The organism is Turicibacter sp. T129, from assembly GCF_025594975.1.
Lineage (GTDB): Bacteria > Bacillota_I > Bacilli_A > MOL361 > Turicibacteraceae > Turicibacter > Turicibacter bilis.
In genome coordinates this window covers 1-477 of record NZ_JAMQUU010000100.1, presented here as the reverse complement: position 1 = coordinate 477, position 477 = coordinate 1, and the positions used below count along the sequence as shown (strand labels likewise).

Genomic DNA, 477 nt, shown 5'->3' with positions numbered 1-477 from the left:
AAACTTATTCAGAAGAGACTGAATATCCTTTACCCTTATCTAAAATACAGGAGTTTGAGAAACGATACCAACAAATCATCGAAGAGGGTTACCGTGAGAATCCTTTAAAACTGCATGAAAAGAATACGGATTCCGTTCGATTACTCAATCGTTTATCGAAACGACAAGAAGAAGTATTAGAATTTCTGTATCAAGTTGAAGTTCCGTTTGATAATAATTTAGCTGAGCGTGATGTCCGAATGACTAAAACTAAACAAAAAATATCCGGATGTTTCCGAACAGAAAAAGGTGCTCATTGTTTCGCCCGAATCAGAGGTTTCATCTCTACTTGTCAAAAGCAAGGATTAAATATTATCGAAAGTATTGAAACCATTTTAATGGGAAATACGATTCAATTTTCATAACATTCACAAGGAGTACTTCACTAAATGAGCACTCCTTTTTGTGATACTCTTTTCTACTAGGCTGAATAGTTAC

General features: G+C 34.6%; 1 protein-coding gene. It reads left to right on the top strand.

Going from position 1 to position 477, the window contains the following annotated elements; genetic code table 11:
• On the top strand, positions 1-404 hold a 404-nt coding region (locus NEH75_RS12905), incomplete at its 5' end, for an IS66 family transposase (RefSeq protein WP_262948985.1).
• Positions 405-477 lie beyond the last annotated feature (73 nt).